The sequence below is a fragment of the Micromonospora sp. NPDC051006 genome, assembly GCF_044456245.1.
GTDB lineage: Bacteria > Actinomycetota > Actinomycetes > Mycobacteriales > Micromonosporaceae > Micromonospora.
Genome location: NZ_JBITFP010000003.1, coordinates 302748 through 325038, shown reverse-complemented (window position 1 = coordinate 325038; position 22291 = coordinate 302748). Strand labels below are relative to the sequence as shown.

Annotated in this window: 23 protein-coding genes; 14 read left to right on the top strand and 9 right to left on the bottom strand. The window is 74.1% G+C overall.

All coding sequences use genetic code 11. The features are described from left to right. Window positions 1–123: 123 nt before the first annotated feature. Together ACIBBA_RS07835 and ACIBBA_RS07830 are read right to left on the bottom strand one after the other, a co-directional pair. Window positions 124–2556 carry an FtsX-like permease family protein gene (locus ACIBBA_RS07835; RefSeq protein ID WP_396694845.1) on the bottom strand — a complete coding sequence of 811 codons (2433 nt, stop codon included), beginning with the start codon at window positions 2554–2556 and terminating at the stop codon, window positions 124–126. Beyond that, window positions 2550–3293: an ABC transporter ATP-binding protein gene (locus tag ACIBBA_RS07830; protein ID WP_396694844.1), complete on the bottom strand. Its 744-nt coding sequence runs from the start codon at window positions 3291–3293 to the stop codon at window positions 2550–2552. Before ACIBBA_RS07830 ends, ACIBBA_RS07835 begins: the two co-directional genes overlap by 7 nt. Before the next feature lie 169 nt (window positions 3294–3462). Here ACIBBA_RS07830 and ACIBBA_RS07825 point away from each other — a divergent pair, with 169 nt between their 5' ends. The 4 genes from ACIBBA_RS07825 to ACIBBA_RS07810 all read left to right on the top strand — a co-directional run bounded on the left by ACIBBA_RS07825 (window position 3463) and on the right by ACIBBA_RS07810 (window position 7021). Beyond that, entirely contained in the window at window positions 3463–4623 is a 1161-nt protein-coding gene (locus tag ACIBBA_RS07825; RefSeq protein WP_396694842.1) for a sensor histidine kinase, read from the top strand. After that, window positions 4620–5348, top strand: a complete 729-nt coding sequence (locus ACIBBA_RS07820; RefSeq protein ID WP_396694840.1) for a response regulator — start codon at window positions 4620–4622, stop codon at window positions 5346–5348. Before ACIBBA_RS07825 ends, ACIBBA_RS07820 begins: the two co-directional genes overlap by 4 nt. Before the next feature lie 76 nt (window positions 5349–5424). Next, window positions 5425–5964 carry a DUF1697 domain-containing protein gene (locus ACIBBA_RS07815; protein ID WP_396694838.1) on the top strand — a complete coding sequence of 180 codons (540 nt, stop codon included), beginning with the start codon at window positions 5425–5427 and terminating at the stop codon, window positions 5962–5964. A gap of 106 nt (window positions 5965–6070) precedes the next feature. Beyond that, window positions 6071–7021, top strand: coding sequence for an NADP-dependent oxidoreductase (locus tag ACIBBA_RS07810; protein ID WP_396694836.1), 951 nt, complete (start codon window positions 6071–6073; stop codon window positions 7019–7021). Between the two features lie 43 nt (window positions 7022–7064). On the opposite strand, the gene ACIBBA_RS07805 is transcribed toward ACIBBA_RS07810, so the two are convergent. Together ACIBBA_RS07805 and ACIBBA_RS07800 are read right to left on the bottom strand one after the other, a co-directional pair. Then, a complete protein-coding gene (locus ACIBBA_RS07805) occupies window positions 7065–8045 on the bottom strand; it encodes an MBL fold metallo-hydrolase (RefSeq protein WP_396694834.1) in 981 nt (326 codons plus the stop codon). Window positions 8046–8201: 156 nt separating this feature from the next. Further along, entirely contained in the window at window positions 8202–9137 is a 936-nt protein-coding gene (locus tag ACIBBA_RS07800; RefSeq protein ID WP_396694832.1) for a serine hydrolase, read from the bottom strand. Between the two features lie 62 nt (window positions 9138–9199). Between ACIBBA_RS07800 and ACIBBA_RS07795 the strand changes: the two genes are divergently transcribed. The 3 genes from ACIBBA_RS07795 to ACIBBA_RS07785 all read left to right on the top strand — a co-directional run bounded on the left by ACIBBA_RS07795 (window position 9200) and on the right by ACIBBA_RS07785 (window position 11972). Continuing rightward, window positions 9200–10159 carry a LysR family transcriptional regulator gene (locus tag ACIBBA_RS07795; protein WP_396694830.1) on the top strand — a complete coding sequence of 320 codons (960 nt, stop codon included), beginning with the start codon at window positions 9200–9202 and terminating at the stop codon, window positions 10157–10159. Between the two features lie 140 nt (window positions 10160–10299). Then, window positions 10300–11151, top strand: a complete 852-nt coding sequence (locus ACIBBA_RS07790) for an aldo/keto reductase (RefSeq protein ID WP_396694828.1) — start codon at window positions 10300–10302, stop codon at window positions 11149–11151. A gap of 128 nt (window positions 11152–11279) precedes the next feature. Beyond that, window positions 11280–11972 carry a hypothetical protein gene (locus ACIBBA_RS07785; RefSeq protein WP_396694826.1) on the top strand — a complete coding sequence of 231 codons (693 nt, stop codon included), beginning with the start codon at window positions 11280–11282 and terminating at the stop codon, window positions 11970–11972. A gap of 68 nt (window positions 11973–12040) precedes the next feature. Here the strand turns inward: ACIBBA_RS07785 and ACIBBA_RS07780 are convergent, their stop codons facing one another. Then, on the bottom strand, window positions 12041–12580 hold the full coding sequence (locus tag ACIBBA_RS07780; protein ID WP_396694824.1) for a nuclear transport factor 2 family protein: 540 nt from the start codon (window positions 12578–12580) through the stop codon (window positions 12041–12043). A 133-nt stretch (window positions 12581–12713) separates the two neighbouring features. Here ACIBBA_RS07780 and ACIBBA_RS07775 point away from each other — a divergent pair, with 133 nt between their 5' ends. After that, entirely contained in the window at window positions 12714–13736 is a 1023-nt protein-coding gene (locus ACIBBA_RS07775; protein WP_396695192.1) for a winged helix-turn-helix domain-containing protein, read from the top strand. Here the strand turns inward: ACIBBA_RS07775 and ACIBBA_RS07770 are convergent. Next, window positions 13667–14614 (bottom strand): helix-turn-helix transcriptional regulator, encoded by a 948-nt coding sequence (locus ACIBBA_RS07770; RefSeq protein WP_396694822.1) that lies wholly within the window; start codon window positions 14612–14614, stop codon window positions 13667–13669. The two genes, ACIBBA_RS07775 and ACIBBA_RS07770, sit on opposite strands and share 70 nt — an antisense overlap. On the opposite strand from ACIBBA_RS07770, the gene ACIBBA_RS07765 reads away from it, so the two are divergent. From ACIBBA_RS07765 to ACIBBA_RS07755, 3 genes are all read left to right on the top strand, one after another. Next, window positions 14613–15365: an SDR family oxidoreductase gene (locus ACIBBA_RS07765; RefSeq protein WP_396694820.1), complete on the top strand. Its 753-nt coding sequence runs from the start codon at window positions 14613–14615 to the stop codon at window positions 15363–15365. The genes ACIBBA_RS07770 and ACIBBA_RS07765 overlap by 2 nt on opposite strands. A gap of 104 nt (window positions 15366–15469) precedes the next feature. Further along, window positions 15470–15937: a MarR family transcriptional regulator gene (locus ACIBBA_RS07760; RefSeq protein WP_350869112.1), complete on the top strand. Its 468-nt coding sequence runs from the start codon at window positions 15470–15472 to the stop codon at window positions 15935–15937. Next, on the top strand, window positions 15934–16566 hold the full coding sequence (locus tag ACIBBA_RS07755) for a PH domain-containing protein (protein ID WP_396694818.1): 633 nt from the start codon (window positions 15934–15936) through the stop codon (window positions 16564–16566). The genes ACIBBA_RS07760 and ACIBBA_RS07755 overlap by 4 nt, the downstream gene beginning before the upstream one ends. 34 nt (window positions 16567–16600) lie before the next feature. Here ACIBBA_RS07755 and ACIBBA_RS07750 read toward each other — a convergent pair whose 3' ends face one another. The 3 genes from ACIBBA_RS07750 to ACIBBA_RS07740 form a co-directional block, all read right to left on the bottom strand. Next, the gene (locus ACIBBA_RS07750; protein ID WP_396695190.1) at window positions 16601–18121 is read right to left on the bottom strand and encodes a DUF6297 family protein; all 1521 of its coding nucleotides are present in this window, start codon (window positions 18119–18121) and stop codon (window positions 16601–16603) included. A 60-nt stretch (window positions 18122–18181) separates the two neighbouring features. After that, entirely contained in the window at window positions 18182–18832 is a 651-nt protein-coding gene (locus ACIBBA_RS07745; RefSeq protein WP_396694816.1) for an ATP-binding cassette domain-containing protein, read from the bottom strand. Window positions 18833–19066: 234 nt separating this feature from the next. After that, window positions 19067–19591: a GNAT family N-acetyltransferase gene (locus tag ACIBBA_RS07740; protein WP_396694814.1), complete on the bottom strand. Its 525-nt coding sequence runs from the start codon at window positions 19589–19591 to the stop codon at window positions 19067–19069. 203 nt (window positions 19592–19794) lie between these two features. Between ACIBBA_RS07740 and ACIBBA_RS07735 the strand changes: the two genes are divergently transcribed. From ACIBBA_RS07735 to ACIBBA_RS07725, 3 genes are read left to right on the top strand one after another with little or no spacing between them, the layout of a single operon-like run. After that, entirely contained in the window at window positions 19795–20349 is a 555-nt protein-coding gene (locus tag ACIBBA_RS07735) for an NADPH-dependent FMN reductase (protein ID WP_396694813.1), read from the top strand. Window positions 20350–20374: 25 nt separating this feature from the next. Beyond that, the gene (locus tag ACIBBA_RS07730; protein WP_396694811.1) at window positions 20375–21388 is read left to right on the top strand and encodes an ATP-binding cassette domain-containing protein; all 1014 of its coding nucleotides are present in this window, start codon (window positions 20375–20377) and stop codon (window positions 21386–21388) included. Next, entirely contained in the window at window positions 21385–22239 is an 855-nt protein-coding gene (locus tag ACIBBA_RS07725) for an ABC transporter permease (protein ID WP_357059589.1), read from the top strand. Before ACIBBA_RS07730 ends, ACIBBA_RS07725 begins: the two co-directional genes overlap by 4 nt. The last annotated feature ends 52 nt before the right edge of the window (window positions 22240–22291 follow it).

Below are 22291 nucleotides of genomic sequence, written 5' to 3'. Positions count from 1 at the left end.
ACACTTTTGAGCCCTGCGACGCTGCGCCAAAATGGCGTTTGACCAGGGAAGATGCACTCAGCAGACCACTTCGGACGGTGGTCGCGAAGGCCCCTCAGGTCACAGCTGCGTCACGAAGACGGGTCATCCGGCGGGCTCGGTGACCGCCCGGCGGCGCAGCAGCCGCCAGGTCGGCGCCACGCTCGCCGCCAGCGCGAGCAGCAGGCACAGCCCGACGACGCCGCCGACCACCGGCCACGGCACGACGAGGTCTACCGGCGCCCCGACCTGCTCGGCCAGGCCGGCACGGATGCTCAGCAGACCGGCGAACGCCACCGCTCCGCCGAGCGCCGCGCCGATCAGCACCACCAACGCCGACTCCGCCGCGACCAGCCGCACGACCTGCCGCCGGGTCGCCCCGGCCAGCCGGACCAGCCGCAGGTCGGCGGCCCGCCCGGCCGCGGCCATCAGCAGCGTGTTGGCCACCGCGATGCCCCCGTAACCAGCCGACACCCCGATCAGCAGCAGAGTGGCGAGCCAGACCAGCCGATCCTCCGCCTGGTCCGCCTCGGCGGCCCAGGTGGCCACGTCGACCACCCGCGCCCCGGCCGGCGGGTCGACCGGTTCGGCCAGGTAGACCGCGGACGTCAGCGCCGAGGAGTCGTGCGCCCGTACGGCGGCCCGGGGCAGGAGCAGGTCACCGGGGAGCGAGTCGTCGGTCACCACCGCGACGACGCGCAGCGCCACCCGCTCGCCGTCGGCGAAGACCACCGGGTACGGCTCGGTGGGCAACCCGGATGACGGCGCCGCCGAGGCGGTGATCACCACCGTGTCGTCGCCGCGCAGCTCGGCCAGCGATCCGGCGAGGACGGTGAGCGCCCGGTTCGCCACGGTGAACGCCGCCGGGTCGACGCCGAGGGCGGTGAGCGGCCGGATCGGCGTCGGCGCGGTGTCATCGGTGACGAAGACCGTGGTCGGCAGCACGGCCGCTCCCGGGGTCGCCGCGACCGCCTGGTCGCTGAGGCCGGGCGCCCGGTCCGGGAGGGCCACCCAGCCGGCGTTGACGACGCTCAGCCGGCCCGCCGCGTAGACCGCGGTGGAGGTCTGGACCAGGCCCGACACCAGCACCGCGAAGGCGACGGTGAGCAGGACCGGCGCGGCGGTCGACGCGGTCCGCCGGGTCGCGGTCATCGCCCCCGCCCGCACCAGCAGCCCGATCGCGCCACCGCGCCGCCGCCGCACCGGTGGGGAGAGCAGCCGGACCACCGGGCCGACGATCATCGGGGCGAGCACGGTGGCGCCGGTGACCAGGGCCATCACCGCGTACAGGGCGAAGTTCGCGCCGTCCTGGGCGGAGTCTGCGGTGGCGGTGGCGAGGCCGAGCGCCACGCCGGCGGCGACCAGGAGCGCACCGGCGACGACGCGCGGCCGGCCGATGGGCCGCTGCTCCGCCGCCGCCTCGCGCAGCGCCTCCAGTGGCCGCACCCGCGCCGCCCGCCGGGCCGCCGTCCCGACGGCCAGCAGCGCGACCAGTGGCCCGGCCGCGAGCGAGGCCGCGACCGGCCAGAGGGTGTACCGGACGCGGAAGGTGGCCGGCTCGAAGCCGGCGTCGATCAGCAGCCGGCCCAGGACGGGCGCGAGCGCCGCCCCGAGCAGCAGGCCGGCGATCGCCCCGGCGGCGCCGACCGCGAGGGCGTGGCCATACACCATGCGGCGGACCTGGCGGGGGGTGGCGCCGACGGCGCGCAGCAGCGCCAACTCCCGGCGGCGCTGCCCCACCACGTACGCGAAGGTGGCGGCCACCACGAAGACGGTGACGAAGCCGGCGAGGGCGGCGGTGGCGGTGAGCACCTGCAGGCCGATCCAGCGGGTGCGGGCATCCTCGCGGGGTTCCAGCGCCCCACGGTCGGCGCCGGTCAGCACCCGAGCGTCGTCGCCGACGACACCGCGGGCGGCGTCGGCGACCCGGTCCGGGTCGGCGTCCGGCGCCAGCAGCAGACCGATGGCGTGCACCCCCGGCGCGAGAGCGGCGGCGACCTCGTCCGCGACGTGCACGCCGGGCGCGTCGACCAGGCCGGTGACCGCGTACGGCTGCGTTCCGGTCGCGGTCAGCAGGGTGACCGCCGCGCCGGGGCGCAGGCCGAGCGCGGCGTCCACGACCACCTCGCCGGCGCGTCGGGGCGGCTCGCCGGCAGTCAGCCGCAGACCGCCGAGGCGGGCGCTGGCCCAGCCGTGCCCCTGCTGAGCGTCCTGCCGCTGGCCGTCGGCGGCCGGCGGCCGGCCGTCGACGAGCGGCTGGGCGTAGAAGCTCCGGTCCGGCACGGCCGCCACCACGCCGGTCAGGCCGGCCAGCCGGCCGCCGAGTTCCGTCGCCACGGCCGAGGACCAGGGCCGGGTGGGCGGGAACGGATCCGCCGGGCTGTGCGCCGGAGGGCTCTGCACGAGCACGGCCGCGCGGGCCAGCCGGTCCGGCACCTGCGGCCGGCCGGACGCCAGCAGCAGGGTGCTCGCCGCGACGAGCGCCACCCCGACGGCGACGGCCACGAACGCGCCGGCAGAGCGCCGGGCGGTCAGCACGACAGCTCCGGCGTCGCGTCCGCGACCCGGGCGGCCACGCTGGCGGCGGTGAGCGGGCCGGTCAGCTCGTCGGCGAGGCGACCGTCGGCGAGCAGCAGGATCCGGTCGGCGTTCGCGGCGGCGGTGGGGTCGTGGGTCACCATCACGACGGTCTGCCCGTGCTCGTCGACCAGCCCGCGCAGCAGCCGCAGCACCTGCCGGGACGCGGCGCTGTCCAGCGCGCCGGTGGGCTCGTCGGCGAAGAGCACCGCCGGTCGGGTGATGAGTGCCCGGGCGATGGCCACCCGCTGCTGCTCGCCGCCGGAGAGTTCGCCGGGCCGGTGCCGGGCGCGGTCGGCGAGCCCGACGGCGGCGAGCGCGGCGGTGACGTCGCGGGGCTCCGGTCGCCGGCCGGCCAGGCGCAGCGGCAGCTCGACGTTCTGCGCCGCGGTCAGCGTGGAGATCAGGTTGAACGCCTGGAACACGAAGCCGATCCGGTCGCGGCGCAACCGGGTCAGCTCGTCCTCGCCCAGCTGGTCCAGCCGGACGCCGTCGACGGTGACGGTCCCCTCGGTCGGGCGGTCCAACCCGGCGGCGCAGTGCAGCAGGGTGGACTTTCCGGAGCCGGAGGGGCCCATCACCGCCGTGAACGTGCCGCCCGCGAAGCCGGTCGTCACGCCGTCGAGCGCGGTCACCCGGCGCAGGCCGGAGCCGTACGCGACCCGTAGGCCGGTCAGCGTCACCGTCTGTGTCGTCATGCCCGTCACGGTGCCGTGGCCGGTGGTTGAGGCGCGTCGTGCCGGGGCCGGCACTTTCCGCTCGGCTTCCTGAGGTAGCCGGACCCCCGGCGGCGGGGACGTGTCATCCCCGGGGATGACCTTCTTCCGGCCGACGCGGTCGGCCCGGTTCACGGCTACCGTCTGACGGGTGAGCGCTCACCTGCTGGCCCGGCGGCTACGGCCGGTGGATCTGTACCTGGTGGACGGTGTGCTGGCCGTGGTGCTCGGCGCGGCGCTCTGCGCGTACGCGGCGCTGGAGTCGCCACTGCACGGGGGTGTCCGGGAGCCGGTCTGGGTGTCGGTGCTCGTCGGGCTGGTCATCGGGCTGCCGGTGGCGGTCCGGCGGCGGTGGCCGGTCGCGGTGTCGGTGGCGGTGAGTCTGACCGCCGCCGCCGCGATCGCCACCGGCGTGATCCCGAACTTCGCGGCCGCCGCGCCGGCCGTCGCCATCGGGCTGGCGTTCTACACGTTGGCCGTCGCCACGCCCGCCTGGCGGTCGCTGCCCTGCGCGGCGGCGGGTCTGGTGGTGGTGAGCGTGGCGTTGGCGCTGACAGACGACGATCTGTGGACCCGCACCGGCGCGGTGCTCTACGGCACGGTGATGATCGCACCGGCCTGGTTGCTGGGTTGGTCGATCCGGGAGCGGCGGGCCCTCGCCGCCCGGCAGAGCGAGCATCTGGTGCGCCAGGCCGCCACCGAGGAGCGGCTGCGGGTCGCCCGGGAGCTGCACGACGTGGTGGCCCACACGATGAGCCTGATCGTGGTGAAGGCGGCGGTGGCCAACCACGTCGCCGAGTCGGATCCGGCGGAGGCGCGGGACGCGCTGCGGGTCATCGAGGCGACCGGCCGGACGGCGCTGACCGACGTCCGCCGGGTGCTCGGCGCGCTGCGCGAGGGCACCGCGTACGCTCCGGCGCCCGGCCTCGACGCGCTGCCGGGGCTGGCCGACCAGGCCGCGATCGGCGGGGTGGCGGTACGCGTCGACGTCCGGCACGACGCACCGGACGTGGCGGTGCCCGAGTCGGTGGGGCTGGCGGCGTACCGGATCGTGCAGGAGGCGCTGACCAACGTGGTGAAGCACGCCGCACCGGCCGCCTGCCAGGCCACGGTCACCGTGGCCTCCGACGAGGTACGCGTCGAGGTGACCGACGACGGCCGTCGCCCGGTCCGGATGGCCGGGGAGGGCCACGGGCTGACCGGGATGCGCGAGCGGGTGGCGCTGCACGGCGGCGAATTCTCGGCCGGCCCGCGTTCCGCCGGGGGTTTCGTGGTGACCGCCCGCCTTCCCTACCGGGCCGTCGCCGCATGATCCGGGTGCTCATCGCCGACGATCAGGCGCTGCTGCGCGGCAGCTTCCGGGTGCTGGTCGACCTGACCCCCGGTCTCAGCACGGTCGCCGAGGCCGGGACGGGCGCGGAGGCGGTCGCGCTGGCCGCCCGGCACCGCCCGGACGTGGTGCTGATGGACGTCCGGATGCCCGAGATGGACGGCATCGAGGCCACCCGGCGGATCTGCGCCGACCCGGCGACGGCGGGGGTGCGGGTGCTCATCCTGACCACGTTCGACCTCGACGAGTACGTCTACGGCGCGCTGCGCGCCGGGGCGAGCGGCTTCCTGCTCAAGGACACCCCGCCGGCGGAGCTGCTGACCGGCATCCGGGTCGTCGCGGCGGGCGAAGGACTGCTCGCGCCGACGGTGACCCGGCGGCTGATCGACGAGTTCGCCCGGCGGCCCGAGCCGGCCCGGCCGCTGCCGCGCCGGCTCGACGGGGTCACCGAGCGGGAGCGGGAGGTGCTCACGCTGATCGCCCGAGGGCTGTCCAACACGGAACTGGCCGCGCACCTGCACCTCAGTCTCGCCACCGTCAAGACGCACGTCGGGCGGCTGCTGACCAAGCTGGCGGCCCGCGACCGGGCGCAGCTGGTGATCGTGGCCTACGAGACCGGCCTGGTCGGCCCGGCCGTACCCGGGCCGCGCGGGGAGCCCCCGTCAGCCGGTCGGCCCGGGCCGGTCGGGGATCGCGGGTCGGGCTGAACGGCCGCTGGAGCGCGGCGGTCCACCGGTTCGACCGGGCGGCTCTAGGCTGGCCCCGACGGACGAGGAGGACGCCATGACCCGCTACGTCGCCCTGTTGCGCGGGGTCAACGTCGGCACCACCCGGATCGCGATGGCCGACCTGCGCCGGCTGGTGGAGGCGCTCGGGCACGCCGACGTCCGGACGTACCTGCAGAGCGGCAACGTGGTCTTCGGCAGCACGGGGCGCGACGCCGGGCGGCTGGCCGGCGGCATCGAGAAGGCGATCGCCGGCGAGTTGGGGTTGGCCGTGCCGGTTCTGGTGCGCAGCGCCGCGGAGCTGGCCGCGAGCGTCGACGGCAACCCGTACGCCGAGCGGGAGGACGACCCGACGAAGCTGTTGGTGGTCTTCCTCGGCACCGCCCCGAAACGCTCCACCGTGGACGCGCTCACCGTGCCCGGCGGCGAGAACGTCGACTTCACCGTGGCCGGGCGGGAGGTCTACCTGCACTTTCCCGAGGGCGGCTACGGCCGGTCCAGGTTCACCAACGCCTACCTGGAGAAGAAGCTCGGCGTGGTGGCCACCACCCGGAACTGGAAGTCGGTGCGGGCCCTGGCCGACCTGTCTGCCGGCTGATCATCCAGCGTCCCGCGACGCCGACGGTCGGCGCGGCGGCGGTCGGGCGGCGGGAGGTTGCGCGAAACCGCCGCGCCCGGCTCCGAGGCCAGGGACGCTCAAGAGCATGCGCGCCATCCAGCAGGAGAGCTACGGCGGACCCGAGGTGCTGCGACTGGCCGAGGTGGCCCGGCCCCAGCCCATCCCGACTGAGGTGCTGGTCCGGGTCGTCGCCGCCGGGGTCAACCCCATCGACGGCAAGACCCGCGCTGGCGGCGGTTTCGCTCCCGTGGTCGGACCGCCACCGTTCATACCCGGCTGGGACCTCTCCGGCGTGGTGGCCGAGACCGGCTACGGGGTGACCCGGTTCCGCCCCGGCGACGAGGTCTACGGCCTGCCTTCCTTCCCCCGCCGGGCCGGCACCTACGCCGAGTACATCGCGGTACCGGCCCGGCAGCTCGCCCATAAACCGGCCACCGTCGGGCACGTCGTGGCCGCCGCCCTGCCGCTGGTCGGGCTCACCGCCTGGCAGCTGGTCGAGGCCGCCGAGGTGCGGCCCGGCCAGCGGGTGCTCGTGCACGCGGCTGCCGGTGGGGTCGGGCACCTCGCGGTGCAGATCGCCAAGGCGCGCGGCGCGTACGTGATTGGCACCGCCCGGGCCGAGCGGCACATGTTCGTCCGGAGCCTGGGCGCCGACGAGGTGGTCGACTACACCACCACCCGATTCGAGGACGCGGTTCGCGACATCGACGTGGTGGTCGACCTGGTCGGCGGCGAGACCCGGCTGCGGTCGCTGGACGTGCTGCGCCCGGGTGGGCTGCTGATCCCGGTCCCCCGAGGCGGGCCGGACCCGACCGGACCGGCCACCGAGCGGGGATTGCGGGTCATGCCGATCATCGTCGAGCCGGACCACGTCGGGCTGACCGAGTTGGCCGCCCTGGTCGACGCCGGCGCGCTGCGGGTGACGGTCAGCTCGACTCGGCCGCTCGCCGAGGCCGCCGACGTGCACCGCGCGATGGAGGCCGGCGGTGCCACCGGGAAGACAGTGCTGGTCGTCGACGAGAAGCTGGCCGGCTGACTCCGGCGGGTGGCCGCGCGCCGCGACCACCCGCCGGCCCCCGTCAGAAGTGGTACGCGGTCCGGTACTCGGGCACCAGCACCCGGCTGCGCGGGGATGACGTGCGAACCGCGGCGATCAGCTGGTCGAGGCGGGTACGGTCGGCCGGCGCCACAGTCGGTGGGTTGCGCAGCTCGGTCTCGAAGTTGTCGAAGTGCACCGGCACCACGACCTTCGGGTGGTCCAGCGCCGCCATCAGCCGCGCCACGTAGTCGGCGGTAACCGTGGTGCTGTTCAGCGCCACCATGGCCACGTCCGGGGCGAGCCCGGCGAGGTTGCGGGCGACGAAGTCGCTGGCGCCCATGAAGAAGACCGACGGGCCGCCGGACACCCGGACGAGGTAGTTGAGCGTGTCGCCCTCGGGCAGCTGGGCGATGGTCTCCGGCTTGGCCGGCGGGCTCACCCGTACGCCGGGAAAGGCCACCGCGTACGAGGCGTTGCGGCTGTGCAGCGAAGCCACCACCTCGACGGTGTAGTCGCCGAAGTCCAGCACCTCGCCGCCCTTGACCGCGCTGAGCTGGCCGGACGGCACCCCGTACGCGAGCCCCAGGTGGTAGGCGGTGAGCGTGCCGAACACCCGGGCCCCGGTCCGGCCGGCGATGTACGGCACGTCCATGAAGTGGTCCCAATGCGTGTGCGTCACCAGCACCGTCTCGGCCCGGTCGAGGTGCGCGTCGACCACGTCGGTACGGACGGTCAGCTTGGTCTCGGTGTTGAAGGCGCCGGTGAAGAGCCCGGTGTCGATCCGGCTGAGGAACGGGTCGACCAGGACGGTCCGGTCGCCGATGTCGAGGCGCCAGCCGGCGGTGCCCCACCAGCGGAAGCTGACCCGTCCGGCGCGGCGGCCGGTGGGCGCCGCGGCGGCCGGTGCGGCGGCCTGCGCCGGGGCGGCGGTGAGCGCGGTCGAGGCGAGCCCGCCGGCGGAGACCAGGGCGGTGGAGGCGGCGGCGTCGCGGAGGAAGCGACGGCGGTCGAGAGTGGACATGCGGATCTGCTCCCCGTGTGCTGGGCGATCGGTCGGCACCGAGCCAACCAACGCCACCCCGGCCACGTCCAAGATTCATCAGCCGCACCGTCGATATGCCGAGGCATATCGGACCTGCTCAGCCCCGGCGCCCGCGCCGGGTCAGCCAGGGAAATTTCACTCGCCGCGCAGCGCCTCGACCGCGACGCGGGCGGCCTCCCCCATGGCCAGGTCCACCTCGATGCGGCGGGTGGCGAGCTCGTCGGTGCGGGCGAAGACCGCGATCGCGTACCGGCCACCGTCCGGGTACTCGGCCACTCCCGCCTCCAGGTGCAGCCCGGGCAGCGTGCCGGTCTTGCCGGCCACCCGCACCCCCGGCGGGAAGCCGGCGGCCAGCCGGGTCCAGAAGAGCTGGCGGGCCATCCAGCCGCGGACCATGGCGCAGGCCGGGGCGGTGCCGGCCTCGTCCCGCCAGATCAGGCCGAGCAGCCGGGTGATCTCCCGGGCGGTGCTGGAGGTGGTCCGCTGCGGGTCGAAGACCGGCATGGCGCGGATCCGCTCGGCGGGCAGGGTCGGAAAGATCCGCGCGAACTCCGCCTCGGTGCGCGCCCCCACGTCGGTGAGCATCATCTCGACCAGCTCCCGGGGCCCGCCGACGATCCGGGTACGGGCCAACCCCAGCTCGGCGGCGAGCATCGGCAGCAGGTCCGCGCCGACCCGGCGCAGCAACAGGTCGGCGGCCGTGTTGTCGCTGACCGACATGGCGAAGTAGGCCAGATCGCGCAGGGACACCTCAGCGTCGTCGGCGCAGCCGGCCAACCCCCAGCCGCCGAGCCGGTCCGCGGCGTTGACCAGCACCCGCTCCGTCGGGTCCAGCTGACCGGCGTCGACCTGCCGGGCGAACTCCAGCACCAGCAGGATCTTGAAGATCGAGGCGATCACCACCTGCTCGTCCGCCCGCAGCGCGACCTCCCGCCCCCCGCCGACCGGCCGCGCCGCGCCGGACGCCGGCACCTGATCGCCCGCGCCGGCCGCGTCGATGTCCACCACGTGCAGGCTCGCGGTCACTCCCGCCCGGCCGAAGATGTCCTCGATCAGCTCCCCCACTGCCACCCCGGCACGGTATCCACCCGCCGACCCACCGCCGGTGCCGGGCACGGCGTAGGGTCCGCCCAGTGGACCTGCTCCGACACCTGCGGCACTTCGTGGTGGTCGCCCACGAGCTGCACTTCGGGCGGGCCGCCGAGCTGCTCGGCATGGCCCAGCCGCCGCTGAGCCAGTCCGTCCAGCGGCTGGAACGGGAGCTGGCGGTGGAGCTCTTCGACCGCTCCCGCCGCCAGGTCCGGCTCACCACCGCCGGTGAGCTGCTGCTCGGCGAGGCCGAGGAGCTGCTCGCCGCCGAGGGACGGCTGCGCAACCTGATGCACCAGGTACGCGCCGGCGCGCTCGGCGTACTACGGGCCGGGGTGCCGCCGGAGACGCCGGCGGTGACACTGCGCGCGCTGCTGGACCGGCTCACCGACCGGGCGCCCGGGCTGGACATGGAACTGCACGAGCTGACCAGCGGCGAGCAGCTGCGGATGCTCGCCGAGCGGCGGCTCGACGTGGGACTGGTGCACCACCCGGCGGCGACGGACGGGCTGCGCTTCGGCGCGCCGGTCGACGTACCGCTGGGGGTGCTGGTGCCGCGGTCCTCGCCGCTGGCCCGGGCCCGGGAGGTGGAGCTGGCGGCGCTGGCCGGCCTCGACCTGGTCACCGCGCCCCGGGCCACCGCGCCCGGCTGGCACGACCACCTGCTCGCGGTCTGCGCCGAGCACGGCTTCCGGCCGGGGCGGGTCCGACCGGCGCGCAACCCGGAGTTCCTGTTCGGGCTGGTGCTGGCCGGCGGCGGGGTGGCGGTGGAACCGGCGACCACCGCCCGGCGGGAACCCCGCATCGCCTGGCGCCCGATCGCCGGCACGCCCCTGGTCAAGCGCACCTCGGCGGCCTGGCCGGAGCGCTCGGCGCATCCGGCGGCGGCGATGTTCGGCCAGCTCGCCGCCGAGGTGCTCGCCGAGACCGAGCCGGCGTCGTCCGGCCCGCCGGTGGCACCCGCGCGGCGGCCGTGGCCGGTGCTCTTCGACGAGGCGGGTTGACCCGGTGGTCCGGATCACCCGCGGCGAGTCCGTGAGGCGGCGGCCGGGCTGGGTATGGGTATCGGACGGCAGGTCCTCCCCGACTCGGCGTGCACGCGCCGTGCCGGACTGGACGCCCGAAGACGGACGAAGGAGCCGAAGTGGCGAACACCATTCCCCGCATCAGCCTGAACGACGGCAACACCATCCCGCAGCTGGGCTTCGGGGTCTTCCAGATCGAGCCGAGAGACACCGCGGCGGCGGTGGGCAGGGCACTGGAGATCGGCTACCGGCACATCGACACCGCGCAGATGTACGGCAACGAGGCCGAGGTCGGCCAGGCGATCCGCGGCTCGGGCCTGGACCGGGGCGAGGTCTTCGTGACCAGCAAGCTGAGCAACGCGTTCCACCGGCCGGACGACGCCCGCAAGGCGTTCGAGTCGACCCTGTCGACGCTGAAGATGGATTACATCGACCTGTTCCTGATCCACTGGCCGCTGCCCACCCTCTACGACGGCGACTTCGTCTCGACGTGGCAGACGCTGGAGGAGTTCCAGCGCGACGGGCGGGCCCGCTCGATCGGCGTGTCGAACTTCCAGGTGGCACACCTGGAGCGGCTGATCACCGAGGCCCGGGTGGTGCCGGCGGTGAACCAGGTGGAGGTGCACCCGTACTTCGGCAACGAAGAGGTGCGGGCCTACGGCCGGAAGCACAACGTCATCACCGAGGCCTGGTCGCCGATCGCGCAGGGCAACGTGCTCAGCGACCCGACGGTCGCCGACATCGCCGAGCTGGTCGGCCGGACCCCGGCCCAGGTGGTGCTCCGCTGGCACATCCAGCGCGGCGACGTCATCTTCCCGAAGTCGACCACCCCGGAGCGGATCGAGGAGAACTTCCGGATCTTCGACTTCGAGCTGGACGACGCCGCGATGGAGCGGATCACCTCGCTCGACCGGGGTGCGGCAGGGCGGCAGGGCGGCGACCCGGACACCTTCGACTACCTGCCGGCCTGAGATGTCACGGCCGGCGGCGGAGGGCGGCTGCCGCGTGACGTAACGCGGCGGGTGGTGATTGCGCAGACAGAAGGGGGCCCGACCCGAACGGGCCCCCTTCTCGCGTACGAAAGGAACATCCCGCCGCGATGCTGCTCCGCCGTGCTCCGCTGGTCCTGCTGTCGTTGCTCCTGCTCAGCCCTGCGGCGTGCGGCCCGAGCCAGGCCGGCGAGACGCCGCGCTGGTCCGCGCCGACCTCGGCGTCGCCGACCCCGCCGCCGCCCCGCCCGGCACCGACCTCCACCGCGGAGGCACGTACCCGGGTGACCGCGGCCATGCTCGACCTGGACGCGACGTTCCACCCCGAGACGGCCGCCTACACCGACGAGAACACCGACGCGTGGAAGCTGATCTCGCTGTGCCGGGACGGCCTGCCGTCGGATCGCAAGCGCACCGCCTACCGGGAGCGGGTCTGGGACGGCGACACGGTGTGGATCCGGCAGTACGTGGTCGGCTACCTGAAGGTGCCGGGCCGCAAGCTCGCCGACGAGCTGCGGTCGGTCCTGAAGACGTGCAAGCAGTACGAGGTGCCGAACGACGGCCGTACCTCAACGATCGTGCGGCCGTCCCCGCCGCCGGTGCCGAACGGGCCGGACGTGATCACGTTCTGCGAGCGGCTGAAGGGCGAGTCGACCCGACACCAGTGCACGCTCTTCATGACCCGCGGCAACTTCGTGCTGGAGGTGGACGCCTCGGCGGCGGACGGGGACCTCGCCGCCGGTGCCGCGCTGCTGACGAAGATCGCCCCGCTCGCCACGGCGGCCCTCGAGAAGATCGCCTGATCGCCGCCGTGGGGCGGGGACGTGCAACCGCCGCGTCCCCGCCCCTCCCCCCGGGACGGCGCCCCCGGTCAGATCCGGCCGACGGAGTCCTGGTTCTGCAGGACCAGCCACCGGCCGTGCTGGTAGGTGAAGCTCACTCCGATCAGCAAGGGCACCCGGGTGCCGCTCGCCGGCACCGCGTAGACGGAGTCGAAGAGCACGAACCCGGTGCGGCAGCCCACCACCGTCCGCTTGGCGACGCTGAACGACTGGGTCCAGGAGTCGTCGGCGAAGAACCCGCGCAGCCAGTCCACGGTGGCCCGCTTGCCGTCCAGGACCTCCCCGTCGGAGGCGAAGACGGAGGTGACGTCGGGGTGCAGCAGCGCGGCGAAGCCGTCCAGGTCGCGTCGGGCGGTGGTGTCCACGTACGCCCGGACCGCGCGGTCGAAGGCCCGTTCGCAGCCGCGGTACGCGTCGTCGCCGTGCCCGGCGGACGCGTCGTCCCCGGCGGCCGGGCCGGGGGCGGAGGCCGAGACGGCCGCGGGGGCAGCGGCCAGCAGGCCGGCCGCGAGCCCGAGCAGGGCGACGGTACGGCCGAGCCGGCCGGGCAGGAGGGCGGATGAACGCATCGGGTGCTCCTTGGCTACGAGTGGGGTCTGCGAGGAGCAGCCAACCCGGCCCACCATGCGTGCAGGTAGTGATTCGACCGGGTTCGAATGCCGACAGCCCATCGACTCCGCTGCTTGTACGATCCGCGCTGTGATGGTCGCGCATCTGGACGGCCCGAGCCTCGCCCGACTCCGGCTGGCGATCTCGCCGGCGGCGGAGGTGACGTCCTGGCTGCAGGCCGCGCTGTCGCGGTTCGGGCATCCGGTGCACGGCGATCCTGGACCGGCCGCCCGCGCCGCGCTGCGCCATCCCGACGTGGCCCTGGTCGCGGAGCTGGTGACGCCGCCCGGTCGGACCGGTTACACGCCGGACCTGCTCACCCCGAAGCCGCCGCTGGGCTCACCCGACGCCGTGTTCGACGAGCAGTTGTCGGCCGCCGCGGCGACTCCGCCCGGCGAGGTGGCCGTGCAGGTGGCGGCCCGGTTCCCCGACGGTGGGCTGCCGACGAGCGTGCGGGCGGCCCTGGACGAGGGCGTCCTCGCCCGACGGGTCGCCGACGGGCTGCGGTACTTCTGGCAGGCCGCACTGGCCGAGCAGTGGCCGGTGCTGCGGGCCACGCTGGAGGCGGAGCTGGCCCGGCAGGCCACGGCCATGGCGAGCACCGGGGTGGGCAGTGTGCTGAACAACCTGCATCCGAGGGTGGGTTGGACCGGCCGGTCGCTGACCATCGACAGCTCGTACCGGATCACCACGGCGCTGGCCGGCGCGGAGCTGGTGCTCGCGCCGTCGGTGTTGGCCTGGCCTCGGCTCTCGACGCAGCTCTGCGACGCCGGCAACGCGGTGCTGGTCTACCCGGTCGGCGCCGGGCCGGTCAACCAGTGCCGGCCGGGTCGGCTCGGTGACCTGGTCGGCGCGAGCCGGGCGGCGATCCTGGCCGACCTGGACGTGCCGAGGTCCACCCGGGAGCTGAGCGAGCGGCGCCGGCTGGCCCCGGCCACCGTCTCCTACCACCTGGGGGTGCTGCTCCGCTCCGGCCTGGTGCTGCGCAACCGGGACCGGCACACCGTGCTCTACCGGCGCTCCGCCCACGGTGAGGGCCTGGTGGGTCAGGAACCGACGCGCTCGGCGAGCCGGCGGAAGGCCGCCTGGGTGGGCGAGCCGGGCTCCGGGACGTAGACGATCAGCCGCTGGTCGGTCTCCGGGACGTGCAGCACCCGGCACTCGAACTCCAGCGGCCCGAGGTCGGGGTGCGGCACCCGCTTGACGACCGGCCGGCGCTCCTGCACGTCATGTTCGGCCCAGAGCTGGGCGAACCGCGGCGAGGTGCCGAGCAGCTCGGTGACCAGTTGCTGGATGGTCCGGTCGCCGGGGTAGCGCCCGTACGCGGCACGCAGGTCGGCGACCGAGGTGCGGACGAACCGCATGGTCTCCGGATCATCCCAGTGGCCGTCGTCGGCGGACCTGCGGAACGTCCAGCGGATCATGTTGCGGTCCGACTCGTGCACCGCCGAGAGATCCCCGACGAAGTACGAGGCCAGCCGGTTCCAGGCCAGCACCTCGTAGCTGGCGTCGACCAGGTATGCCGGCGTCTCGGTCATCGCGTCGATCAGGTGCCGAAGCCCCGGGGGCACCTCGCGGCTGGGCCCGGCGGTCGGTGGCGGGGTCTCCCCGGCCACCCGGAACAGGTACTCGCGCTCGTCCCGACTGAGCAGCAGGGCGCGGGCCAGCGCGGCGAGCACCTGCCGGGACGGGTGCGGGCCGCGGCCCTGCTCCAGCCGGATGTAGTAGTCGATCGACATGCCGGCGAGCTGGGCCACCTCCTGCCGGCGCAGGCCGGGCGTGCGGCGGCGTACCCCGTCGGGGAGGCCGACCTCGGCGGGGCGCAGCCGGGCGCGGCGGCTGCGCAGGAACGCCGCCAGTTCCTCGCGGCGCAGGCCGGTGCTGGTCATGCGCTCCAGCTTGCCCCAACCGGCGTCGCGCCGGGTGGTACCGCCGGTACCAGCCTCGGCCGGCCTCTCCCGCCGCCCGGGGCGGGCGGGCAGCGTCGAGCGCATGACGAAGATGATCGCCCTGATCACCGGGTCCAACAAGGGAATCGGACTCGCCACCGCCCGGCAGCTCGGGGGCCTCGGGATGACCGTGCTGGTAGGCGCCCGCAACGCCGAGCGGGGGCAGGCGGCGGAGCGGGAGCTGCGCGCCGGCGGGGCGGACGCCCGCTTCGTGCCGCTGGACGTCACCGACGCCGCCTCGGTGGCGGCCGCCGCGAAGCTCGTCGAGGAGGAGTACGGCCGCCTCGACGTGCTGGTCAACAATGCCGGGATCGTGCTCGGCGACGGCGCGCGGGCGCTGCCCAGCGAGACCACCCTCGCGACGCTGCGCCGGGTGTACGAGACGAACGTCTTCGGGGTGGTCGCGGTGACCAACGCGCTGCTGCCGCTGCTGCGCCGGGCGCCCGCGGCCCGGATCGTGAACGTCTCCAGCGAGGTCGGCTCGATCACCACCATGACCGACCCGGAGAGCTTCCTCGCCCCGCTGACCTCGGTGCCGTACCCGTCGTCGAAGACGGCGCTGAACATGGTCACCGCCATGTACGCCAAGGAGCTGCGCGACAGCCCGATCAAGGTGAACGCGGCGAACCCGGGCTACTGCGCCACCGACCTGAACGGCAACAGCGGCTTCCGGAGCCCGGATCAGGGCGCCGAGGTGAGTGTGCACCTGGCGACGCTGCCCGCGGACGGGCCGAGCGGGCAGCTCTGGGGCCACCTCGCCGACGGCGACGGCGGGTACGGCGTGCTGCCCTGGTGAGGGGTTGAGATCGAGCGCGCTGGACCCCCGCCCGGCGCCGGTGGCCGGGAGAGACCGTGCCGTGACATCATAGTGATGCAAGCTCACTATGAAGGCAGGTAACGGTGTCGGATCGGGAGCGCTGGACCGCCGCGCTGGACCGGGTGCTGGAACTGGTCGTGGTGCTCGGCGACGACATGAGCCGAGGGCTGGCCCGGGACGGGCTCACCGAGTCCCGGGCCACCCTGCTCTGGACGCTGCGCCGCACCGGCCCGGTGCCGCAGCGGGAGCTGGCCGAGGCGCTCGGCGTCAGCGCCCGGACCATCACCGGCCTGGTCGACGGCCTGGTCGCCTCGGGTTTCGTCACCCGCGAGCCGCACCCCACCGACCGGCGGGCCTTCCTGGTGACCTTCACCCCGCACGGCCTGAGCACCGTCGAGGGGCTGGAGCAGGGCCAACGGGAGTTCGCCGAGCTGCTCTTCGGGCAGATGCCCGCCGAGCGGCTGGACGCCTTCGTCGCCGGCCTGGACGAGATCCTCGGCCGGCTGCGCGAGCAGGGCCTCTCCCCCGAACTACGCGAGGAGGACCGATGAACACGGTGCTGCGGCTGCTCCGGATGAGCGTCCGATACGAGATCGCCCTGTGGCGCAGCCTCTACCGGTGGATCTTCCGCCGGCCGGAGCGGCTGGCGCCCGGCGACGAGACATTCGGCTACAGCGGCGCCGTGATGACCCTGTTGTGGATCTTCATCATCGTCTCGGCGATCGAGATCCCGATCCTGGAGCTGATCCTGCCCTGGGAGCTCGTCTCGAACATCGCCCTGGGCCTCGGCATCTACGGACTCATCTGGATGTTCGGCCTGATGGCCAGCCTCCGGGTGCTCCCGCACGTGGTCGGCGAGGCGGGCATCCGGATTCGAAACGGCATCAGCCTCGACTACACGATCCCGTGGTCCGCGGTGGAGACGCTTCGGGTGCACCGCCGGTCGATGCTCCCCGAGGGCCAGACCCAGGTGGAGCCGAACGCCACCGGAGTCACGCTGATGCTCGGCCTGGGCAGCCAGACCAGCATCGACGTGCTGCTGCGCGAGCCGATCGAGGTGCCGGTCCGCAAGGCCCGCGGCGCGGCCGTCACCGAGCTGCGCTTCCACGCCGACGACCCGGAGGCGCTGGTCGCGGCGGCCCGGGCGCGGCTGGCCGCGTACCGACCCGTCGGCGGGTGACCGGTGGGTGGGGCCGGCTCGGGCCGGCCCACCCTCACACTCCCACGGTGCCGGCGGCGGAGCGGCGCAGCAGCAGGAGGCAACCGGCGGCCGACGCCGCCGCCTGCGCCAGCACCCAGTTCCAGCCGAGCGCCTCCGGGGCGTGCACCGTGGCCAGCCCGATCGACACCGGCAGGGTCAGCACCGCCACGACGTCCACCCCGTTAGCCAGCCAGAGCAGCATCCCGCTGGGAAACCCGCCCAGCGGAGTGTCGACGAAGACGTTGCCGATGCTGGCGGCGCTCATCTTGGCGCGGTAGAGGGCGGCGACGGCAGCAGACGGGCCGGCCGCGACGCCGAGCGCCCACCAGGGGCCGGCGAGCCCTCCGGCGGCCTGCAACACGCCCAGGGCGAGCAGCAGCCAGAGCACGGCGATCCCGGTGGGGACCACCAGCCGCTGCGCGCGGACCTGCAGGGTGGTGAGCCCGAGCAGCCGCAGCACGGCCGGGTTCGACGCGTCGGCGTGCGTCGACTCGCCGGTGAGGCTGGCAGCGGCCAGCACGCCGATCAGCAGCACAGCGATCAGCAGCCACGTCGGCCCGTCGGCGACGACGGTCGGTGCCAGCGCGGTGCCGACCAGCCACGCCAGCCGCCCCGGCTTACGCCTGACGTGCAGCAGGTCCTGGGCCACCAACGGCGGCACCCGGCGGCCGCGCAGCAGCCGGGAGGCGCGGATGCCGGTCCGGCCCCGCCAGTACCGGCGGGCGCTCTGCTCGCCCAGAAACGACGGTTCGACCGCGTAGACCGCGTCGGCGTAGGAACCGGTCGTCGCCGAGGCCTCCACGACCCGGTGGGTCGGCCAGCCGTCCAGTCGCCACCACGCCCACCCGACGGCGGCGACGGCGAGCGCCAGCGCCACGCCCGCCAGCGGCAGCCCGGTCGACGCGGCCGGCAGGGCGACCGGCAGGGCGTACCCGCCGGCCAGTTGCGCTCCGGCCGCGGCCGCGACGAGCGCGGCGCCGGTGCCGGCGGCGACCACGTCGAGGATCCGGCCGGTGCGCGGGTGGCGCTGGCCGCGCAGGGCGAGCAGCGTCAGCAGGAGGGCGGCGGCGACGCCACCGGCGAGACCGGCGAGGATCGCGCTCGCCGTCGCCGGGCCTGCGGTGAGTCGGCCGGCGAGCGAGAGCCCGACCATGCCGCCAACGGCGGTCGCGGCAACGGTGGTCAGCAGCAGCGCCGGGGTCAGCAACGTCCGCCGGGGCACCGGCGCGGGCAGCAGCCAGGTGGCGTCCCCTCGGCTGACCACCACCGGGCCGAGCTGGCGCAGCACACCGAAGAACGCCAGCAGCACCAGGGCCGCGCCGACCGGCGCCAGGACCGAGGGCTGGCCGGTGCCGGTCGGCCAGACCACGCCGACCAACGGCTTCCAGACCAGGGCCACGGCCATGCCGATCGCGAGCAGCACGCAGTAGACGCTGGACGGGTCGACCCGGCCGACGGCGGCGATCCGCATGCGCCGGACCCGGCGACGGATGTCGGCGGGTGCGGCCGGCGCGGCGGCCGGCACCCGGGTCATGGTCACCGGATCAGCCCTCCCGCCAGCGCGGCGGCCGGCACCTGGGTCATCGTCACCGGATCAGCCCTCCGGCCGGCTCAGGAGGACCTCGGTCGCCTCGACGCTGCGCCAGAACTGCTCGTCGTGGCTGGCGATCAGCAGGGTCCCGCCGGCCGCCAGGTAGCCCCGCAGGTGCTCGGCGAGGGCCCGCTTGACGACGGTGTCCAGGCGTTGCTCCGGTTCGTCGAGCACCAGCAGCCGGCTGGGGCGAACGAAGGTCGCCGCCAGCAGGAAGCGCTGCCGCTGCCCTGAGGAGAGGGTGAGCGGAAGGCTGTCGGCCAGACCGGCGATGCCGAGCAGGGCGGAGATCTCGTCGATCAGCCCGTCGCCGGGGTCGCCGCCGTTGGCCACCCGCACCAGGTCCAGGTGCTCCCGCACGGTCAGGCCGTGATACCAGGACGGCGACTCGACGGTGGTCGCCACCTGGCGCCAGAACGCCACGCCCCGGCCGGGTGTCTCGCCGAAGACGACCACCGAGCCACCGGAAGGTTCCTGCAGGCCGGTGACACAGCGCAGCAGGGTGGACTTGCCCACCCCGTTCTCGCCGGTCAGGGCGAGCGCGGCGCCGGCGGGCACCCGCAGGTCCAGCGAGTCGAGGACGGTGGTCGACCCGTAGGTGACGGTCAGGCCGGTGACCTCGACTGCGGTGTCGGTCTCGATGTCGACGCTCATCGCACGGCCCCCCGGGCGCGGCGACGGCCGGTGGTGATCTCCAGGTGCCGCATTGCTCAGATGCTACTGCGCCGCGCACGCCGCCCCGGTTTCGTCGCGGGCCTGGCCGCCACCCCGGTTCGACTCAGCCGTCCGCCGTCAGGTTTCGTCGCGGGCCTGGTCACCGCCCCGGGTCCGCGCCGCCGCCCGCCGTGAGGTCTCGTCGCCGGGGTGGTCGCCGCCCCCGGGCGTGCCTCAGCCGCCGGCCGTCAGGTCGAGGCGCCAGTCGTTGGCGCGCATCAGCTGGCCCGGCGGGTACTCGAAGTCCGTCTCGCCGAGCAGCGTGAAGCCGGCCTTGCGGCAGACCGCGTTCGACGGCGGGTTGTCGACCGACGGGTAGGCGTGCGCCCAGCGGTGGGTCCGCCGGGCGCGGGCGACGTCCAGCGCCGCGCGCACCGCCGCGGTCGCCAGCCCCCGTCCCTGGTACGCGGGCAGCACCGCCCAGCCGAGCTCGTAGACCTGCTCGCCGCGCCACTCCCGCTCCCAGTAACCGACGCTGCCCACGCTCGCCCCGTCCGGCAGCACCAGCGTGTACATGCAGCCCTGCCCGGTGCCGCCGAAGCGCACGTAGCGCTCGTGCCGGGCGAGCACCTGCTCGTCGGTCTCCGGCCCGCCGGTGTGCGCTCGGATCTCCGGCGCATTGAGCTGCCGCAACAGCTCAAGATCGTCCTCACCCCACGGCACGATCCGCATCCCCACCATGCCCACCCCCTCATCCACCGACCCTCACCCAACCCCACTCCCCCGACAACACCGTCGAGCCTCCCCGTTGATCATGAAGTTGTTGCCTTCCGTCGCGGCGTGTCAGGGCAACAACTTCATGATCAACGGAGGTGTCGCCGGTCCGCTAGATCGGAACTAGCGGAGCGCTTGGCGGGTTCTCGCGCCTCAGAGGTGAGACCGAGACGCTGGGAGGGGGAACCGTGACGCCGCTGCGGCTCGCCGTGATCATCGGTAGCACCCGTGAGGGCCGGATTGGCGACAGGGTCGCCGGCTGGTTCGTCGACCAGGCCGCCGGCCGGGACGACATCGCGGTGACCGTCGTCGACCTGGCCGACTACGACTTCCCGGCCAGCTACCCGGCCGAGCCGACCGACGCCGTTCGGTCGTTCGTCCGGGAGGTACGCCGGGCGGACGCGTTCGCCGTGGTCACCCCCGAGTACAACCACAGCTTCCCGGCCTCGTTGAAACAAGCGATCGACTACGCGTACGACGAGTGGCAGGCCAAACCGGTCGGCTTCGTCGCGTACGGCTGCCGCTCCACCGGCCTGCACGCGGTGGATCAGCTCCGCACGGTCTTCACCGCGCTGCACGCGACGACGGTGCGCGACGTCGTCGGCGTCGACCTGCTCTGTGGCGAGCCGACGCCGCTGCACGCCGACCAGCACCGCCAGGACGCGCGCGTTCTGCTCGACCAACTCTGCTGGTGGGGCCTGGCGTTGCGCGAGGGCCGCGCGGCGCGGCCGTACGTCTCCTGAATCCCCTGGAAGGAAGGCAACGATCATGAGTAAGCGCACGACCGGCCTGGCCATCGAGGCCGAGGGCCTGACCCGGTCGTTCGGGGAGACCCGGGCGCTGGCCGGAATGGATCTACAGGTGCCCGCCGGCACCGTCTACGGCCTGCTCGGCCCGAACGGTGCCGGCAAGACCACCGCGGTACGGGTGCTGGCCACGCTGCTGCGCCCGGACGGCGGTCGGGCCCGCGTGTTCGGGCACGACGTGCTCACCCAGGCCGACGCGGTCCGGGCCCGGGTCAGCCTGACCGGCCAGTACGCCTCAGTGGACGAGGACCTGACCGGCGTCGAGAATCTGGTCCTGCTCGGCCGGCTGCTCGGACTGCGCAAGGCCGCCGCCCGGGAACGCGCCGACCAACTGCTCGCCGCGTTCGGCCTGACCGAGGCGGGCGACCGGCAGGTGAAGAAGTACTCGGGTGGCATGCGCCGGCGCATCGACATCGCCGCGAGCATCCTGAACACTCCCGACCTGCTCTTCCTCGACGAGCCGACGACCGGCCTCGACCCGCGCAGCCGCAACCAGGTGTGGGAGATCGTCCGGGCGGTGGTGGCGCACGGCACCACGGTGCTGCTGACCACGCAGTACCTGGACGAGGCCGACCAGCTCGCCGGCCGGATCGCGGTGGTCGACCACGGCCGGGTGATCGCGGAGGGCACCCCGGGCGAGCTGAAATCGTCGGTCGGCTCCGGCACCGTCCACCTGCGACTGCGCGACGCGGGGCAGCGGCCCGAGGCGGAGAAGGTGCTGCACGCGGCGCTCGGCGTACCCGTGCAGCTGGAACCGGATCCGGTCGCGCTGACCGCGCGGGTCGGCGGCGAGGGCAGCGGCCTGGCCGCCAGCGAGCAGGCAGCGCGCGCGCTGGCCGACCTGGCCCGCGCCGGCATCCTCGTCGACGACTTCTCCCTCGGCCAGCCCAGCCTGGACGAGGTCTTCCTGGCCCTGACCGACCATCCCGCCACGCCGACCGACGAGCGGGACGAGCAGCTGGAGGCAGCCCGATGAGCGACGTCACGACCACGACCGGGCGGGCGCCGTCCGTCTACGTACCCTCCAGCGAGGCGCTGTCGACGGTCCTCGCGCCCGGTGCCCGACCGCCGAGGCCGAGCGCCCTGGCCGCGTCGCTGACCTTCGGCTGGCGAGCCATGCTGAAGATCAAGCACGTGCCGGAGCAGCTCTTCGACGTGACCGCGTTCCCGATCATCATGGTGCTGATGTTCACCTACCTGTTCGGTGGTGCACTCGCCGACAGCCCGCGGGACTACCTGCAGTTCTTCCTGCCCGGCATCATGGTGACCAGCGTCGTGATGATCACCATGTACACCGGGGTCGGGCTGAACACCGACATCGAGAAGGGCATCTTCGACCGCTTCCGGACGTTGCCGGTCTGGCGGCCGGCCGCCCTGGTCGGCATGATCTTCGGCGACGTGCTGCGCTACATCCTGGCCGCGCTGGTCATCCTCGGCGTGGGTCTGGTGCTCGGCTTCCGGCCGGACGGCGGCGTGCTCGGCGTGACCGTCGGGATCGGCCTGCTGGTGATCTTCTCGTTCGCGTTCTCCTGGGTCTGGACGTTCTTCGGCCTGATCCTGCGCAGCGAGAAATCGGTGATGGGGGTGAGCATGATGGTGCTCTTCCCGCTGACCTTCCTCAGCAACGTGTTCGTCGAGCCGAGCACCATGCCCGGTTGGCTGCAGGCGTTCGTGAAGGCCAACCCGATCACCCACCTGGTGGCCTCGGTGCGCGCGGCGATGGCCGGGTCGTCGGACGCGACGAACATGATGTGGCTGCTGCTGTGGAGCGCCGGGTTCCTGGTCGTCTTCGGCACGCTCACGATGTACCGCTACAACCGCCGCTGACCCATCCCTGACCGACGGGCGCCGCCACCGACGTGGCGGCGCCCGTCCGCTC

Excerpts from the sequence above, each read along its gene's own strand:
- ACIBBA_RS07810 (WP_396694836.1), top strand. The coding sequence starts at position 6,071 with ATGCGCGCCATCCAGCAGGAGAGCTACGGCGGACCCGAGGTGCTGCGA.
- ACIBBA_RS07770 (WP_396694822.1), bottom strand. The coding sequence starts at position 14,614 with ATGCGCTCGACGCTGCCCGCCCGCCCCGGGCGGCGGGAGAGGCCGGCC.
- ACIBBA_RS07730 (WP_396694811.1), top strand. The coding sequence starts at position 20,375 with ATGAGTAAGCGCACGACCGGCCTGGCCATCGAGGCCGAGGGCCTGACC.
- ACIBBA_RS07820 (WP_396694840.1), top strand. The coding sequence starts at position 4,620 with ATGATCCGGGTGCTCATCGCCGACGATCAGGCGCTGCTGCGCGGCAGC.
- ACIBBA_RS07765 (WP_396694820.1), top strand. The coding sequence starts at position 14,613 with ATGACGAAGATGATCGCCCTGATCACCGGGTCCAACAAGGGAATCGGA.
- ACIBBA_RS07750 (WP_396695190.1), bottom strand. The coding sequence starts at position 18,121 with ATGACCCGGGTGCCGGCCGCCGCGCCGGCCGCACCCGCCGACATCCGT.
- ACIBBA_RS07815 (WP_396694838.1), top strand. The coding sequence starts at position 5,425 with ATGACCCGCTACGTCGCCCTGTTGCGCGGGGTCAACGTCGGCACCACC.
- ACIBBA_RS07775 (WP_396695192.1), top strand. The coding sequence starts at position 12,714 with ATGGTCGCGCATCTGGACGGCCCGAGCCTCGCCCGACTCCGGCTGGCG.
- ACIBBA_RS07725 (WP_357059589.1), top strand. The coding sequence starts at position 21,385 with ATGAGCGACGTCACGACCACGACCGGGCGGGCGCCGTCCGTCTACGTA.
- ACIBBA_RS07755 (WP_396694818.1), top strand. The coding sequence starts at position 15,934 with ATGAACACGGTGCTGCGGCTGCTCCGGATGAGCGTCCGATACGAGATC.
- ACIBBA_RS07780 (WP_396694824.1), bottom strand. The coding sequence starts at position 12,580 with ATGCGTTCATCCGCCCTCCTGCCCGGCCGGCTCGGCCGTACCGTCGCC.
- ACIBBA_RS07830 (WP_396694844.1), bottom strand. The coding sequence starts at position 3,293 with ATGACGACACAGACGGTGACGCTGACCGGCCTACGGGTCGCGTACGGC.
- ACIBBA_RS07785 (WP_396694826.1), top strand. The coding sequence starts at position 11,280 with ATGCTGCTCCGCCGTGCTCCGCTGGTCCTGCTGTCGTTGCTCCTGCTC.
- ACIBBA_RS07745 (WP_396694816.1), bottom strand. The coding sequence starts at position 18,832 with ATGAGCGTCGACATCGAGACCGACACCGCAGTCGAGGTCACCGGCCTG.
- ACIBBA_RS07805 (WP_396694834.1), bottom strand. The coding sequence starts at position 8,045 with ATGTCCACTCTCGACCGCCGTCGCTTCCTCCGCGACGCCGCCGCCTCC.